Annotated in this window: 19 protein-coding genes and 1 tRNA gene; 8 read left to right on the top strand and 12 right to left on the bottom strand. The window is 46.6% G+C overall.

Going from position 1 to position 14,410, the window contains the following annotated elements; all coding sequences use genetic code 11:
• Positions 1-72: 72 nt before the first annotated feature.
• Positions 73-339 (top strand): hypothetical protein, encoded by a 267-nt coding sequence (locus NWE92_08345; protein MCW4029640.1) that lies wholly within the window; start codon positions 73-75, stop codon positions 337-339.
• 104 nt (positions 340-443) lie between these two features.
• Entirely contained in the window at positions 444-1,061 is a 618-nt protein-coding gene (locus NWE92_08340) for an MBL fold metallo-hydrolase (protein ID MCW4029639.1), read from the top strand.
• On the opposite strand, the gene NWE92_08335 is transcribed toward NWE92_08340, so the two are convergent.
• From NWE92_08335 to NWE92_08325, 3 genes are all read right to left on the bottom strand, one after another.
• The gene (locus NWE92_08335; GenBank protein ID MCW4029638.1) at positions 1,058-2,053 is read right to left on the bottom strand and encodes a zinc metalloprotease HtpX; all 996 of its coding nucleotides are present in this window, start codon (positions 2,051-2,053) and stop codon (positions 1,058-1,060) included. The two genes, NWE92_08340 and NWE92_08335, sit on opposite strands and share 4 nt — an antisense overlap.
• 97 nt (positions 2,054-2,150) lie before the next feature.
• Entirely contained in the window at positions 2,151-2,876 is a 726-nt protein-coding gene (locus NWE92_08330; GenBank protein MCW4029637.1) for a class I SAM-dependent methyltransferase, read from the bottom strand.
• A gap of 72 nt (positions 2,877-2,948) precedes the next feature.
• Complete coding sequence (locus NWE92_08325; protein MCW4029636.1) at positions 2,949-3,500, bottom strand: hypothetical protein; 552 nt, start codon at positions 3,498-3,500, stop codon at positions 2,949-2,951.
• A gap of 250 nt (positions 3,501-3,750) precedes the next feature.
• On the opposite strand from NWE92_08325, the gene NWE92_08320 reads away from it, so the two are divergent.
• Positions 3,751-4,443, top strand: a complete 693-nt coding sequence (locus NWE92_08320; GenBank protein ID MCW4029635.1) for a CTP-dependent riboflavin kinase — start codon at positions 3,751-3,753, stop codon at positions 4,441-4,443.
• Here NWE92_08320 and NWE92_08315 read toward each other — a convergent pair.
• From NWE92_08315 to NWE92_08295, 5 genes are read right to left on the bottom strand one after another with little or no spacing between them, the layout of a single operon-like run.
• Positions 4,440-5,051: a rhomboid family intramembrane serine protease gene (locus NWE92_08315; GenBank protein MCW4029634.1), complete on the bottom strand. Its 612-nt coding sequence runs from the start codon at positions 5,049-5,051 to the stop codon at positions 4,440-4,442. The genes NWE92_08320 and NWE92_08315 overlap by 4 nt on opposite strands.
• Before the next feature lie 13 nt (positions 5,052-5,064).
• Entirely contained in the window at positions 5,065-5,532 is a 468-nt protein-coding gene (locus NWE92_08310) for an FAD synthase (GenBank protein MCW4029633.1), read from the bottom strand.
• Positions 5,490-5,783 carry a DUF357 domain-containing protein gene (locus NWE92_08305; protein MCW4029632.1) on the bottom strand — a complete coding sequence of 98 codons (294 nt, stop codon included), beginning with the start codon at positions 5,781-5,783 and terminating at the stop codon, positions 5,490-5,492. Before NWE92_08305 ends, NWE92_08310 begins: the two co-directional genes overlap by 43 nt.
• Positions 5,780-6,577 carry a diphthine synthase gene (dph5, locus tag NWE92_08300; GenBank protein MCW4029631.1) on the bottom strand — a complete coding sequence of 266 codons (798 nt, stop codon included), beginning with the start codon at positions 6,575-6,577 and terminating at the stop codon, positions 5,780-5,782. Before dph5 ends, NWE92_08305 begins: the two co-directional genes overlap by 4 nt.
• A gap of 19 nt (positions 6,578-6,596) precedes the next feature.
• A complete protein-coding gene (locus NWE92_08295; GenBank protein ID MCW4029630.1) occupies positions 6,597-6,779 on the bottom strand; it encodes a hypothetical protein in 183 nt (60 codons plus the stop codon).
• Between the two features lie 150 nt (positions 6,780-6,929).
• On the opposite strand from NWE92_08295, the gene cobD reads away from it, so the two are divergent.
• From cobD to NWE92_08275, 4 genes are all read left to right on the top strand, one after another.
• Entirely contained in the window at positions 6,930-8,060 is a 1,131-nt protein-coding gene (gene cobD / locus NWE92_08290; protein MCW4029629.1) for a threonine-phosphate decarboxylase CobD, read from the top strand.
• An 8-nt stretch (positions 8,061-8,068) separates the two neighbouring features.
• On the top strand, positions 8,069-9,049 hold the full coding sequence (locus tag NWE92_08285) for a cobalamin biosynthesis protein (protein ID MCW4029628.1): 981 nt from the start codon (positions 8,069-8,071) through the stop codon (positions 9,047-9,049).
• 166 nt (positions 9,050-9,215) lie between these two features.
• Entirely contained in the window at positions 9,216-9,905 is a 690-nt protein-coding gene (locus NWE92_08280) for a PT domain-containing protein (protein ID MCW4029627.1), read from the top strand.
• A gap of 149 nt (positions 9,906-10,054) precedes the next feature.
• A complete protein-coding gene (locus NWE92_08275; GenBank protein ID MCW4029626.1) occupies positions 10,055-10,486 on the top strand; it encodes an OsmC family protein in 432 nt (143 codons plus the stop codon).
• A gap of 32 nt (positions 10,487-10,518) precedes the next feature.
• Here NWE92_08275 and NWE92_08270 read toward each other — a convergent pair whose 3' ends face one another.
• The 3 genes from NWE92_08270 to NWE92_08260 all read right to left on the bottom strand — a co-directional run bounded on the left by NWE92_08270 (position 10,519) and on the right by NWE92_08260 (position 12,843).
• Positions 10,519-10,872, bottom strand: coding sequence for a hypothetical protein (locus NWE92_08270; protein ID MCW4029625.1), 354 nt, complete (start codon positions 10,870-10,872; stop codon positions 10,519-10,521).
• Positions 10,873-11,343: 471 nt separating this feature from the next.
• A complete protein-coding gene (locus tag NWE92_08265; protein MCW4029624.1) occupies positions 11,344-12,579 on the bottom strand; it encodes a hypothetical protein in 1,236 nt (411 codons plus the stop codon).
• A 191-nt stretch (positions 12,580-12,770) separates the two neighbouring features.
• Positions 12,771-12,843, bottom strand: a tRNA-Gln gene (locus NWE92_08260).
• Between the two features lie 382 nt (positions 12,844-13,225).
• On the opposite strand from NWE92_08260, the gene NWE92_08255 reads away from it, so the two are divergent.
• Positions 13,226-14,173, top strand: coding sequence for a transcription initiation factor IIB (locus NWE92_08255; GenBank protein ID MCW4029623.1), 948 nt, complete (start codon positions 13,226-13,228; stop codon positions 14,171-14,173).
• On the opposite strand, the gene NWE92_08250 is transcribed toward NWE92_08255, so the two are convergent.
• Positions 14,170-14,397 (bottom strand): hypothetical protein, encoded by a 228-nt coding sequence (locus NWE92_08250; protein ID MCW4029622.1) that lies wholly within the window; start codon positions 14,395-14,397, stop codon positions 14,170-14,172. The two genes, NWE92_08255 and NWE92_08250, sit on opposite strands and share 4 nt — an antisense overlap.
• Positions 14,398-14,410: the final 13 nt, after the last annotated feature.

The raw sequence follows: 14,410 nt of genomic DNA, 5'->3' as shown, positions 1-14,410 counted from the left end.
TTTTTGGGACAGCTTTTTAAAGACTTCGTTACTGACTAGAGATTCATAATTGTTTAATTAACAAAACTATAATTGAAATTAGAGGAAGAACCCATGATGATGAAAAAACTGGACAAAGAAAAGGAATACAAGATTGACCTATCGAGTGTTGAAGGTGACGGTTCTTTCCCATGCCCAAAATGTGGAACGTCAATTTCGCCCGATGACTCGTCAGAAGAAACCTACCAAATCCTTGACACCCAAGTAGTTAACGATGAACTTTCAGAATTAGTCATCAGTTGCGGCAAATGCGGAAGCACCATTAAACTCACTGGCTTTCTTCAGGTCACAGGCACATAATCGAGGATCACTGATTTTTTAGTTCAAAAGTCTTTGATGATGTTTTTAGCGTTTGGAAGCAAAAACATTTAGTTTATCTTTGTGGGTATTTTCTTTTGGTTGCTATGATAGTTGAAACCTTCCCCGTAGGTATGCTCTACACTAACTGTTATGTTGCAAGTGACGCCCAAACCAAAGAAGCCGTCATAATCGACCCCGGCTTAGATTTTGTGCATGAAGCCACAGCCATCGTAAATTACATCGAAAAAAACGGTTTAACCATAAAATTCATCATAAACACTCATGGACACGATGACCACATCAAAGGCGATGACCTCTTCAAAAGAAAATACAGCGTGCCCATCTGTATCCACTCCTTTGACGCCTCATACATCGAGAGCATCTCTCGTTTCGGAAACCCCGATAACGTCCTTTTAGAGGAACACGACCAAATCGTCTTCGGTTCCGAACCCCTAAACATTCTGCATACCCCCGGTCACAGCCGAGGAAGCATCTGTCTTGTGGGCGAGAAAGTTGTTTTTACTGGGGATACGCTTTTTGCTGGAAGCATAGGCAGAACGGACTTTGAAGGCGGATCCATGCGTGACATGCGGCAGTCGCTGGAAAAAATCAAACAATTGCCCGACAACCTACTGGTGTACCCCGGTCATGGCGAAGCCACAGTGATTGGGCAAGAAAAGAAAGTAAATCCTTTCCTCACTGATGCGGATTCTTTGCTTTAGTACCCGCGTGGGTTTTCGCGAAGTTCCTGTAGCGCCCGCAGCCGCTTTATGATGTTGGGGTGGGTGGAGAAGATTTCTACGAATTTCTCTGCGCCACTGGGTTTTTGGGCAAGTGTTTCTCTGAGTAGGTCGTATTTGTTGGTGATGTTGTTGGCGTGGAGTTCTTCTGCGTCGACGTTTGCGCGGTCTGGGTCCGAGATGAAGAGCGCTTTGAAGGCGTTGTTGTTTTGGGCTTGCTCTCGTGTAGGTCTACCGCTGCGCTTGCTTTGCTCCACGATGGTGACAAGGCCAGTGGAGAGTTTTTCGGCGCCGTTATCGACAATGGATGCGCTGTGGCGATCGGCGTAGTATTCGCGGAGTCGGCTAAGGTAGAGCGTGAATAAGGTTAGAATCCATGAGAAAGCCATGAAAGCAATGCCGATTAGGGCGTTACCGCCACCTTGGCCGCCTTCACGTTGGTTGCCGCCGCCAAACATTCCCGACAGCATCATGGAGTAACCAATATAGTAGAACAGGGCGGGCAAAAAGGAAACAACCATCATGACTTGGACATCGCGGTGTTTTAGGTGACCCAACTCGTGACCCAGTACTGCTTCAACTTCGCCGTCGTCAAGGTTTTTGATTAGTCCCTCGGTTACGGCGACGCGGCTACCCGTTAAAGGAGACCCATAAGCGAATGCGTTGGGTATGGTTAGTTTGGAGAGCATAAGTTGGGGTTTGGAGATGCCGCTTTTCTTGCTAAGGTCCGCTACGACTTGGTGGAGTTTGGGGTTCTCGTTTTCAGGCAACGCTTTGGCGCGGTAGATGGCTCCGACGAGGTAAGGCGAGAGGAGCCACTGGGCAATGTTTAGCCCGACCACTAAAAGGCCAATCATGGCTAAGCTTAGCCCAAGACCCGCCCAAGTTAGTACAACCGCGAAAACTAACGTAGTTAACCCAAAAATCGCTGCTAAGGTAGCAACCATCGAAAAGTGAAGCTTCCAAGCGTTCATGCTTCTCACATTCTGTGTTTTGATGTCTTTTAGTTGACGCTTATAACTGTTATGCGGTAGAAAGCATCATACACGCCTAAAAATGCTTTAGCAGGCATCACTTGGCAGCGGCGGCAACAACGATGAGTCTCGGCGAATCCGCCCCAAACGCTTGACCGTCATAGTTGCCGAAAAACTGTTGGGAACCAAAACGCGCCGCAACAAGCAGCATCTTTAGCGCCTCCTGCTCATATAGCCGCACCCTATGCTCAAACGTCCTGGCTTCTCCTGTCTTGCCCTGCACTGTCCACAAATCACAAAGCCAAACGCCGTCCTCGCTCACTGTTCTTGTTTGCTCCAGAGTGAAATTGGGATATTGCAATCTTTTAGTCGCTGCAGGTTTACCTTTGTATTTCGCTGTGAGGTGGCTTTTGTTGAAAACATCAACCGCCAACACGCCTCCCTCTTTTAGTACTCGATGAGCTTCAACTAACACCCCTACATCATCCTTCACCGATGGCAGATAGCCAATGCTCGTATCCATGCTCACCGCAGCCCCAAACGTGTCCTTTTTGAAAGGCAGATACCGCAAATCGCCGCAGACCACCTGCACCGACTTATCCCTCTGTTTGGCAAGACGCAGCAGTTTGCCAGAAACATCGAGCCCCACTAAACCAAACCCCGCTTTCATAAGCGGCGTCATGTGGCGTCCTGTGCCGCAGGCGAGGTCGAGCACGTAGCCGCCGCTTGGTAGGTGGGTTTTGAGGAAGCTGATTTGGCGTGGGGTCTGGTTGGCGTCGGCGATTTCTGCCCAATACTTGCCCATCGCATCAAAAACGTTCATGCTGTCCCAGCTTGAGGATTACCCCTAAAGAATAGTTAGTTATATCGAGCCCAAAAAGGTCATTGTTCTCAATTAGTGTTTTCGATGCCTAAATATTATCTCAACACAGAGCACAGACACAAGTAAAGCCGCTATTGCCACCCATGAGGATTCTGGAACGGTAGGTGTAGCGGTTGGTTCTGTGTTTGAGGCGGCTGAGTTTGTGGGTTGCGGCGTAGGGGTAACTGCTGGATTTGGAGTGCCTGCCCCTGTGTCTACTGTGAAACTGACGATTTGAGACAAATCCTCCACAATAACGCCACTAGGATAGGCAACACCTGAATCCATTTCACTGATTCCAATGCTCACTTGTACCCAAAGCAAATGAGTGCCCTCAGACACGTTAACGGGAATGCTATAGAAACTACTAAGGGGTTTCTGAAAAGTACCTAACCAGAGGCGGTCTCCACCATGATAGCCTACTTGTCCATCAATATTGCCAGCGAACATAAAAGAATAGATTTCTGATTCGGGAATGTTTGTGTCACAGGTAAAATTCACAAGTATATTATTTGTTCGGTAAATCTGGTCTTGAACTGGAGAAGTTATATGTACAATGGCTTTGTATCCGGTTGTTTGACTCACAGCAAATTGCATTGAATTTGAAAAGGACAAAAATAGCAATGGTGAGAGAATCAGAATAAATGTTAGCCGTTTGTTGAATTTGCTCATGCTTGTGATTTAGGCGGTTTACGATAAAAAATTATTCGTCAAGAAACCTTGACTTATGCTGGGCTTTCTGTAAAGGAGTCTGTTTTGTTTTAAACTTACGAGTTTGTCCCCGAGCCGCTTAAATATTCAGCGCTATATTTCTAAATCATCGGAGAATCACCCTTTGACGGAAAAGCAACAGTGGCAGCACCTCTATATGCTCATAAAACTTGCCGAGTTGGGCGCCTATCGGCGAAGCGCCAAGGTTTCTACAGAATATTTAGCTAAGAAACTCGGCATATCCCAGCAGACCGCATCTCGCTACCTCATCGAGTTAGAACGCAAAGGCTGGATTCAACGAGACATCACCCCCGATGGCGGCTTAATCAAAATCGAGGAGCAGGGCACCAAAGAAATCCAAAAACTCTACAGCAACCTCAAAGTTCTCATCGAAAAATCCTACCCGCCCTCCGTCACGGTAGAAGGCACAGTCTTCACGGGTTTAGGTGAAGGCGCCTACTATGTGGGCAAAACCGATTACCGCAAGCAAATCGTGGAAAAACTCGGCTTCGAACCCTACCCCGGTACCCTCAACCTCAAATTAACCGCGGACTATGACATCAAAACCCGCACGGAACTCGACGCCTACCCCGGTATCGAGGTCAAAGGCTTCCAAAACGAAGACCGCACCTTCGGCCTCGTCAAATGTTTTCCCGCCCTGATTGACAACAAAGTTAAGGGTGCCTTGGTGACGGCGATGCGTAGCCACTATGATGCTTCGGTGCTTGAACTCATCGCGCCCGTTTGTTTACGCAAGCATCTTAACTTGAAAGATGGGCATAAAGTGAAAGTTGAGGTTTACACGCAGTCCAACTAAAACGGCGTTGCCGTCGTCGAATACGTGTATTGAGTTTGGTATTGTTCTGCTTGTTTACGTTTTGAAGCTATCCAGTAGCCTATCAGCAAGCCAAATGCGAGTCCGCCAAGGTGTGCAACGAGGTTGGTGCCTTCACCAACGTTTAGGAAGAACAGGAAAAACGCGTATACTAATGCGCCTAAGATGGATTGTCGTACGGCTCGGCGGTTATAGATGACGACTGCGCCGAAAATTGAGAATATGGCGCCCGATGCCCCCACGGAAATGAAATAGGGGCCAAACATCAACGATAGCAGGTTGCCTACTAAGCCGCCTGCTAAATAGATTAAGAGATACTCGGGTAGGCTAAACATTTCTTCTGCCCGTAATCCGAAGATTAAGAGGAACAGCATGTTACCTGCTAAGTGGAAGATGGAGGCATGGATGAATATGGAGCTGATGAGTTGCCAATATGCACCTTGAAAGATAAACAGGTTCACTTGCCCCCACATGTACACGACGTTGTCGCCTGTGGTGAATGCGTCGCCTCCTACGATGGCTCCATAAATGTAGATAGCGATGTTTATGGCGATGAGTATGTAGGTGGGTTTGTATTTGGTGCAGTTCATGGCGGATAACCACTCACTTAGAGAGTCGGTCGAGTATTTTCTGTTTAATCTTCGTCGAGCTATCTAAAGAGTTCTCTCCAAATTTGCCAATTCTAACAATATTCACAGGCAATTTATGCGAAGCCACATACGCCGCCACTTCCCGCTCCATCGCCTCTTGGTCATAGCCCAACGCGATGACGTCAGGTTTGATTTTTTCAATAACTTCGCCGATGTCGAGCCCTTCATAGCCCACCAACGCTTCATCCACAACTCGCAGCGCCGCAACCACCGCACACCGTTGCCCCTCGGAGAGTATGGGTTTTTTTCCCTTTGTCTTCTCCACAGTGCTGTCTTTAGCAACGATGACGACAAGCCGCGCGTCGGGACCGCCTGCAAGTTTGGCTTCCTCTAAAAACCGTACATGCCCCAGATGGAGCAGGTCAAATACGCCTGAGGCTAAGACAACTTTGGCTCGGGTTTTTCTTGTTTGGTTGGCCATTCAAACGTCACCGCACCTAGCAGTCGAAGTGCATCTAGTAGCCCTTCGCAGTAAGCTACACTGGTTAAGCTGGTTTCAAGCTTACCCTGCGCCTTATAATACTTTGCATCCTCCAAATAATCTCTGCACCAACGAAGAACCGTCGCGACAGCATCTTCCGTTATTGTTATTGGGGTTGGGTTGCGTTTTAGTTCCCCTAAAACCTTCTCGGCTGAACCAATATATTTCGCGGCAAGCGCCTCTAAACTCAATGGGCAAGCCTCCGAAACTCCACAGGCGCCCCAGCCAACGCGATTAACGCGTCAACCTCCATAAAATGCAACTCTCCCGGGATTATGAGGCTAAATGGGGGTTCCCCAAAATCGAACTTTGCCAGTTCCGCCACAAAATCCGCCTTCATAACAGGATGCTCGCCTCCAGCACGTGCGATGCCAACCGCAACTGCATCCCCGCTAAGCACGCCCAACTTACGTTTCTCTTCGACCTCAAGTAGCATCTTTAGCGCCTCGTTAATGGGGAGATAGCGGTTTTCAGCTGCCCGCAAATCCAAAAGACACAAAGTGTGCAGTCCTCGTTGCTTGTTTTGGGCTATGACGTTGTAGGGGGTTTCGCTAAAATTGTCGGGGAAGGGGACAGTGACGGTTTTGCCGAATTTGTAATTGTGCAAGCCCGAGAGGCTAACGATGGCGGACATGATGGATATGCCGTGGACAACTCGGGTCGGGATGCCCTTTTTTTGTGCGTCGATACGTAACGTGATGTGGGTGGTGGCGATGAAGGGGTCGCCGGGTACCAAAAACACCGCTTTACCTGCTGCGGCGGCGTTGAGGAGGGCTTGGCCGTTTTCTTCTTCGAGCATTTGGCGGGTGACGGGTTGGATTTTTTTGCCGCAGAGCTCCTCAAAGTGGGTTATGCTGAAATCGGGCATGCGACTCGTGTACGTTTCCATGAATACGGCGTCGGCGCTTCGGGTTTCCTCTAAGCCCTTTAAGGTGATGCCGTATTCGTCGTTTAATCCTAATCCTACAAAGACAAGTTCCTTCAAGCGTAGCCCCTTTCCGTGATTATTCTTTGATAACGCCCTTTTTGACTAAGTCATTGTAGTGGACTTGGCATTCTTCCATATTTACGCCGTAACGTTCGCAGAAGATGGCAAGCGTTTTTTCGACGGGTTCGTTTTTGGGTTTATCTCTGAGCATGTCTTTGAGGTATTCTTTCATGTGTTGGCTGTCTGGTTTTTTGCTCATTTCTCATCCCTTGCTTACCTATAGGATTCCTCTTCTACTTCAAAAACCCTTTTCTAACTTGTGCATTTGGTTGGAGCATCCAACCAAACATTTATATCATTTACGTTTACAAGAAACCTCAGATTAGGGGCACAGCAAGGAAAGACACACATGAATCCCATAGACAGCTTAGTAAGGGATAACATTCGAAGTCTCAAGCCATGCGTCCACGGCGCAGAAGTAATAAGTGCCGCACAACAAAGCGGAAAAGCCCCCACAGAAATTTTAGACTTCAGCAGCAGCGTCAACCCCTTGGGTCCATCACAAAAAGCCTTAGCCGCCGCCCAAGCCGCTTTTAACCAAATCGCCTCCTACCCTGACTCCAACAGCAACGAACTCCGCGACGTCCTAGCCAACCACTACGGAATAAACCGCGGCAACCTCATCGTGGGCAACGGCTCAACCGAACTCATGTACCTCTTTGCCGAAACCTTCCTAAAACCCGGCGAAACCGTGGTTATGCCTGCCCCCACCTTTGGCGAATACGAAAGTGCCGTCCGAAAAGCAGGCGAATGCCCAAAGTTCGTTAAAATGGGTAAGGACCTAAACATTGACGCTCTACGTTTTCGTCAAGAGATGAAGGGTGCAAAAATCGTTTTCCTCTGCAACCCCAACAACCCCACCAGCATGCTCATCCCCCCCAACACGCTAAAAGGCATCATAGAGGATGCACTAGCGCAGAATACGTTGGTGTTTCTTGACGAGGACTTTTTAGAATTCGTCCAAGCCGAACAAGCCCAATCCATGATTGGCAACATCAACAAGTACCCTAACCTATTCATCCTACGTTCCTTCACCAAAATTTATGGCTTAACAGGGTTACGCGTCGGATACGGCATCGCCAACCCCGAACTCATAAACGCCCTGCTCTGCGCAAAAATCCCTTGGAACGTAAACTGCCTCGCGCAACCCGCCGCCATAGCTGCACTACGCGACGAGGAACACCTCAAATTAACACGCGAAATCATCAAAAAAGAAAAAGCGTGGCTGCAGGCGGAACTCTCCAAGTTTACCTCCTTTAAGTTTGGGGAGCCAGATGCGAACTTTTTCTTCATAGACATACGCAACTCTGGTTTAACGGCTCAAGAACTCAAAAACCGAGTGCTATCCAGAGGTCTTTTGATTCGTGATTGCTCTTCCTTTAAGGGCTTAGACCAATACTATATTCGCATAGCAGTCAAAACTCACACAGAAAACAAACGTTTGATTGAGGCGTTACATGAAGCGGTTAGGGCGGTTTAGCTTACGGTATGTTCTGGTTTGACTTGTCATGGTTTATTGATTCGGTCTGCATCTTCGCCTTAGCCTTCGTTATAGACTTAGTTTTCGGCGAGTACCCCGACCGCATCCACCCAACCATAGGCATCGGCAAACTCATCACCTTCTTCAAACGCAAATCCAAACACCCAAACCCGAAACGGGAAAAAATCAACGGCGTACTAATGGCGCTCTCAATCATGCTCATCTTTGCCCTACCAACGTTCGTGCTTCTTTTTTGGCTACGCACCCTGCCCTTTCCATATGGTGAAGTTCTCTACATAGTCGCTGGCGCGCTCCTTTTCAAAGCCACCTTTGCCATTTCTGGCATGGGACAATACACCAAACCCATCGCGGCAGCACTCAAACAAAACGATTTAGCAGGCGCACGCAAATGGCTCCCCTACATTGTCCGCCGAGACCCCAACAGCCTAAACGAACGCCAAATCATCAGCGCCGCCGTCGAATCCATCGCCGAATCCACCACCGACGGCATAACCGCACCGTTCTTCTTCTATGCGTTTTTTGGCGTTCCTGGAGCATTCGCCTATCGAGTCATCAACACCTTGGATTCAATGGTGGGTTACAAGAACGTGGAGAACCGCAACATCGGATGGTTCAGCGCCAAACTCGACACTTACACCAACTACCTCCCAGCCCGCATAACCGCCTACCTCATGGTTGCCGCTGCTTTCATGTTGGGCGCGGATTGGCGTGAATCATGGCGTATTCTGCAACGTGACAAACACAAAACCGCAAGCCCCAACGCAGGCTTCACCATCAGCGCAATGGCTGGCGCCTTAAACATCCAACTTGAAAAGCAAGGCTACTACACACTAGGCGACGACCATGGTCACATTTCAGGAGACGACATCAACAAAGCTTTGCGGATAATGACTTTGTCTGCGGCGTCGTTTGGGTTAGTGCTTGTTTTGCCCATTTTGGCTGCGAGAATCTACCTTATAGGGGTCTAATTACCCTCATAATTTTGGTGTGGTTCATCTTGTTGATTCGATGCATAACTTGAAGGGATTAATTGTATCTGAAAATATTTTTCTGATTAGTTAACTATCGGCTAATGTGACTTATTGCTTCATAAAGGTTTAATTGGTCGCCCGACTAATACTAGTTGGTGCTTGGATGAAGAAATCAGCATTGACCCTTACTCTGCTCACTATAAGTCTGCTAACGATTTTAGCTGCAGCTTTCCTAGTAAATTCTGTGCAGGCAAACCCTGATTGGACCAATGAGGACGCCGTTTGGAAAGACGTAAAAACCATAACCGGCAGCGAAAACCAAAAGGTATCTGCATCTGTTCCCAATCCTTCTTTCATCCGCGTTGTAGGAACCTGCAACGCCACTGGTGAAACCTCTAAATTGTCCTTAACCTATGACGGCGGAGGCACAGGAGGCGGAACCCTATATACATTCGCAGAAGCGGGTCTTCACGAAATCACCTCAAACTCTTACTCTGTTCAAACCCAACCCGCAACCGTCACGGTCACAATCTCCGTGGAAAACGTGGCAAATTACAATTTAGTCCTACAATATGACGAAGGAGCACCCGAAAGCACCCCCACTCCCACCCCCAAACCTACATCCAACTCCAATAACAATCCAACTGCCTCTCCAACATCCTCACCCCTAAACTCTCCAACCGCCTCTCCGACTGATGCAGCAACATCATCACCCACTGCTTCTCCAACTGAAACCGAAACCCCCGGCGAACCCTTCCCAACCCTAACCGTAATCGCATTAGTAGTTCCCTTGGCACTGGTATTTGTTGGCGGCACCGCATTTTGGATGTACCGCAAAAAAAATCACCCATAACAATTTTTCATCCCTTTTCTACGAGTTGCGTAGCTGCCGTAGAGGCATTAAGCAGACAACTCCAACCCCTAAGCATATAAATCGGAAAATGGCGATTCATGCCGAGGGTTTAGGCAAACTTTTTCTTACATTACGCCTCCATTACTATTATGACGCCTAACCGAAAAAAAATTGTTCTGGACTGGAAGGGTAATTTCCGTTTTGAAGCAAAAACCGAGAAGGGCCTAAAAATAAACTTTGATGCGCCAATCGACCACGGCGGCGAAGCGTCCGCGCCTTCCCCCATGGAGACCCTTCTAGCCTCGCTGGCAGCATGCACCAGTTATGATGTGGTGAGTGTGCTTAAAAAGAAACGCCAAAACATCACCGGTTACAGCATCAAAGTCGAAGCTGAACGCGCCGCTGAACCTCCCACGGTCTACACAAAAATCGACGTTAAATACATAATCCGAGGAAAAAACATCGCAAAAGAAGCCGTAGAACGGGCAATTCAGCTCTCAACCGAGAAATACTGCCCTATTGAAGCCATGATTAAAAAAACCGCCGAAATCACCAGCAGCTACGAGATAATAGAAGAATAAATTTAACCGCAATCAGACGACTCTATTTGTGTCTATTTTAGGTAGTCTTGCAGATTGGTTTCGCCTACTTTTAACGCAGGAAAAACCTCGATGATCTGCTTGGCTATTTCAGCTAATATCTTCTTAACGCCGCCTGTCTTTTCAACCTCAAACTTAGGGTATAGCCTGACAACCAAACCATCATCCCTGCTCGATATCATAGCTAGAAAAGCCGTTTTCTTTCCCGCCTCAATAGCGAGCGAATCAACCAATATTGCATCCTTGTTGTGTTCAAGGTATAGCTCATTTGTTCGAAGAATTGTCTGTCCTTCTCGTATCATGATCGGTTTTAATTGATCAAAAACCTCTTCTAACCGAACAACTCCGTTTAAAACAACATGAGGCATACTGTTCCTCTTCAAAGTATGTTACTCGAGCAGATACTTAGACTTTTTTAACTTTTTTTGAAGGTGGTATACCCACTTAATCAGCCGATGAGAACCATTTTTGGAGCGTATTGCAAAAATACTTATGCTTCTGGCATTGATTGTAGATTATGCTCAGAGAGGTAGGAGTAATTCTTCTAGCTATAGGCTGTATTTTACTATACCTTCCCTTATCTTGGGTAGTATTTCCATTATCTGGGATACTTTTTAGTGCTCCAATATTAGTCAGTTTACCCATAATTTTACTCAGCATAATTCTAGTTTATGCCATTTACAATACAAAAAAGCTGTTTGAACGTAATGAGGGTGAATTTGCTTTGTTGTTTATGCTTGGGCTGATTGGTGCTATTGCGCTTTCAATTGTTGCCGTATCTGTACTTTACCCCATTGTTGCACCCAAATTTTCTATTTGAGAAAGTTGCTCTTTAAAGTTCAAAGTTCTTTAGTGTTTTTGAATTTGCGTTTAGTTTTACCTTTCAAGTTTTTACTTTTCAGGAGCACCATCGTTATTGCAATAGCTAAAATCGTTCCTGCCACACCAGCAGTAATGTACTGTATATTTTCTGTTTGCGTTTGAGTGTTTATTGTATTCGAATTCAGCGCCAAGGTTACTGTATGTATACTGTGGTGATATGTTAAAGAGACAAGCCATGACTCGCCTAAAGATTGAGTAACGGGCCCGAGGTTTTCTTGGTCAAAGTATACTTTTAGATTTGATACATCACTCATCAGTGACTTTGATATGTAGACATTGACGTATCCTGTTGTTCCTGCTTCTCCGCTTACTGTGAAGCTTAACTCTTGAATAGTGGAGTTAAAAGCCAGAGCGGTAACAGTCGAATTAGATGCTACTGAGAAAACGGAATCATCATCGAAAGGCAGAACCGCAAAATTTACAACAGTGCTTGCAGGCGCCAACTCTGAATTGCCTTCGTATAGGGCTCTCAAAAAGTAATTACCTGAAACCAATGGTGTCCAAACTGCTTGGAATGTCCCACCTTTATCAGTGCTTACAAATGTCAATGGTGTCCATGAGTTGCCGCCATCGACACTGTATGATAATTGAATTGCTGCGTCAGATATGCCTGAATTATCCGCTGTCAGAGTTCCCTGTATGTTTACTTTGAAGTTTGTGGCAGTTGTTGAGCTTTGGCAGTAAACGTTGAGGACTGTTCCAAGATTTGTAGTTTGTGTGCTGTTTGATGTTGGCGTAGGCATTGATGTTGGGGTCTGAGATGGTGTCGGTAGAGAACTGTCAACTAAAAATGAATTATTGCTTTGACAACCAGAGTAAACATTGCCCGCTAACGTTTCTCCTGGATAATTAAACATACATAAATATTCACCCGCGATATCGGGTGTGTAGGAAAAATAAAATGTTCCCGTTCCCGGTTGAGTGCTATTTGTTCCTACAATCTGGTAGTTCCCATTGCTGTCTATAACACTAAATCTGATTCCATGATAAGAATATCCTGCCGGTGGCTCAGGTGAAATGGTCTTAATTATCCTAATCTGTTGACCAAGACCTGCGGGGTTAGGTGTAATAGATGTGTCTGAAAGAAAAGATGTGTTTATTGTTGCAGCTTGAGCCGTAGAGATAAAAACTCCAAAGAAAAGAATAGCCATCAAAAATATTTCGAAAATAAAAACCAGTCTGTTCTCTCTCAATTGTTACTTTCTCCTTTTTACACCTGTAAACATGTGTAATAAAATACCGTATATATTATTTTACAAATACAGGTGCTTTGGCAATTATTTCTTAATTATAGGTACTCCAAGCTCCCCGCAGAATCGTTTTTAATGATGCGTATGAGTGCATCAAGGGGACGGATTCAGTATTCTTTATCGAGGTGTAAAAGTAGCCCGTGAGAGATTCGAACTCTCGTCGTCGGGTCCAAAGCCCGATATGCTTGACCACTACACCAACGGGCTGCGCGGTTTTTGTTGCTGGGTTTTAATGGGACGTGTTTTTTCCTAATAAGCGTTCCCCAAGGTGCAGGCAGGTTTTTGTTGGGTTGGGGCTGTTTTGTGTGGGTTTTGGTTTGGGTTTGTGTTCTGGCATAAAACTTTTTATTATATTTTGGGGGGTTGCCGCGCTCGCGGTTTTACACATTTTTACAATATTTCTCATTAAGCAGCCGCTGTGTTGTGTGATAAATAGAAACTATAATGTGCAATAGGTTTAATAAACCACAAAACTTAAATATGATATCAGTTCCTTTGCTTAGTTTGCGCGGGCCGAATGTACTAATTCTAGGCAGGTTTGGCCTTATGGTGACGGTTCTACGCACATTAAAAAGAGGTAGACTACAACATGAGTATAAGGAAAGATACACCCCAAAGAACAACCCAGCGCTCAGCAGACAAATGCCCAGAATGCGGTGGAGAAAATCTTGTTCACGATTATGACACTGGAGAAACCGTGTGCGGCGACTGCGGACTAGTCCTCTACGAACAGATGATGGACAAAGGCCCAGAATGGCGTGCATTCACCCAAGAAGAAAAAGCATCCAGAAGCCGCGTCGGTGTACCCACCTCTTACAGCGTACATGACAAAGGCTTATCAACAGCCATCAGCCAAGTCGACCGCGACGCCTTCGGCAGAAAACTGCCCCTCTCAACAAGGCTACAGATGTGGCGTCTTCGCAAATGGCAAATCCGAAGCCGTGTTCACTCAAGCATCGACCGTAACCTCGCACAAGCAATGGCTGAACTTGACCGCTTATCCGACAAAGTCTACATTCCTCCTCCAATCAAGGAAAAAGCAGCCGTTGTCTACCGCAAAGCTCTCGATAAAGGACTCGTACGCGGACGCTCCATCGCCGCCATAGCTGCAGCCGCGCTTTATGCTGCATGCCGCGGAAGTGGAACTCCCAGAACTCTACGAGAAATCGCAGAAGCCAGCTTAGTGGACAAAAAAGACGTTGCAAGATGCTACCGACTCTTGTTGCGTGAGCTTGAAGTACACATGCCCATCGCTGACCCTCTAACATACGTGTCTAAAATCGCAGAGAAGACAGGCATATCCGGCAAGACTCAAGGCGCTGCCATAAACATCCTTCGAGAAGCCAGACGAAAACGCGCCGCCGCAGGAAAAGACCCCATGGGCTTAGCAGCAGCAGCACTCTACATTGCATGTCTACAGAACAACGAAAAGAAGACACAAAAAGACATCGCAGAAGCCGCCGGCGTAACAGAAGTCACGGTTCGTAACCGCTACAAGACCCTCAAAAAACAACTCAATCTTGAATTGCCTGATTAAGGCGATTCTTCCTCTTTATTTTCTTCTTTTTCTTCTTCTAACTCCATAACCAAGATGCCAGTGTATCCACAGTTTTCGCAATGATAAGTTTTGGGCGTTAACCACACGTCTAAGCTACTGTTGAGATTAATTTTTGGGCTGCAACAACGGGGACAAAAAATCTGGGTAGGGCTACGATGTTTAGTGTGTTTGAATACATCTCGTAAGCCATCTAATGCTCCCATCTATGAAGGTACA

The organism is Candidatus Bathyarchaeota archaeon (assembly GCA_026014745.1).
In the GTDB taxonomy this organism is placed as follows: domain Archaea; phylum Thermoproteota; class Bathyarchaeia; order Bathyarchaeales; family Bathycorpusculaceae; genus Bathycorpusculum.
The sequence above is the reverse complement of the archived record's forward strand: the minus strand, read 5'-3'. Positions and strand labels throughout refer to the sequence as shown.

Coding starts and splice junctions, on each gene's coding strand:
- NWE92_08340 (MCW4029639.1), top strand. CDS start 444: ATGATAGTTGAAACCTTCCCCGTAGGTATGCTCTACACTAACTGTTAT.
- NWE92_08335 (MCW4029638.1), bottom strand. CDS start 2,053: ATGAACGCTTGGAAGCTTCACTTTTCGATGGTTGCTACCTTAGCAGCG.
- NWE92_08330 (MCW4029637.1), bottom strand. CDS start 2,876: ATGAACGTTTTTGATGCGATGGGCAAGTATTGGGCAGAAATCGCCGAC.
- NWE92_08315 (MCW4029634.1), bottom strand. CDS start 5,051: ATGAACTGCACCAAATACAAACCCACCTACATACTCATCGCCATAAAC.
- NWE92_08310 (MCW4029633.1), bottom strand. CDS start 5,532: ATGGCCAACCAAACAAGAAAAACCCGAGCCAAAGTTGTCTTAGCCTCA.
- NWE92_08295 (MCW4029630.1), bottom strand. CDS start 6,779: ATGAGCAAAAAACCAGACAGCCAACACATGAAAGAATACCTCAAAGAC.
- cobD (MCW4029629.1), top strand. CDS start 6,930: ATGAATCCCATAGACAGCTTAGTAAGGGATAACATTCGAAGTCTCAAG.
- NWE92_08285 (MCW4029628.1), top strand. CDS start 8,069: ATGTTCTGGTTTGACTTGTCATGGTTTATTGATTCGGTCTGCATCTTC.
- NWE92_08280 (MCW4029627.1), top strand. CDS start 9,216: ATGAAGAAATCAGCATTGACCCTTACTCTGCTCACTATAAGTCTGCTA.
- NWE92_08275 (MCW4029626.1), top strand. CDS start 10,055: ATGACGCCTAACCGAAAAAAAATTGTTCTGGACTGGAAGGGTAATTTC.
- NWE92_08270 (MCW4029625.1), bottom strand. CDS start 10,872: ATGCCTCATGTTGTTTTAAACGGAGTTGTTCGGTTAGAAGAGGTTTTT.
- NWE92_08255 (MCW4029623.1), top strand. CDS start 13,226: ATGAGTATAAGGAAAGATACACCCCAAAGAACAACCCAGCGCTCAGCA.
- NWE92_08250 (MCW4029622.1), bottom strand. CDS start 14,397: ATGGGAGCATTAGATGGCTTACGAGATGTATTCAAACACACTAAACAT.